The 272-nt window shown below is 38.2% G+C and carries 1 pseudogene; it reads right to left on the minus strand.

The annotated features are described in order from the left end of the window. Window positions 1–272: pseudogene (locus tag ACFING_RS10100) on the minus strand (hypothetical protein); the annotation flags it as partial.

A 272-nucleotide genomic window follows, 5' to 3' on the forward strand; every position in this document is an offset into this window, starting at 1 on the left:
ACTTGAATAATCCTTAATCCAGGCATTACAAAAAACATGGGCATTATCATAAACCCGCGCCCAGACATAAATGCGTGACTTGCCATACACACGGGCATTACCAAAAATATAGCCACAAACATAGGCACTTTCATAGACACGGGCATTGTCATAAACCTTGGCACTATTAGAAATAGTAGCATTATCACTAATTACGGCATTACCATAAACATGCCCACAGACCTTAGCGTTATCATGAATTTTTGCATTATCATAAATATGAGCGGTTGTAT

Source organism: Bartonella sp. AP150HLJHH, from assembly GCF_042196385.1.
GTDB lineage: Bacteria > Pseudomonadota > Alphaproteobacteria > Rhizobiales > Rhizobiaceae > Bartonella.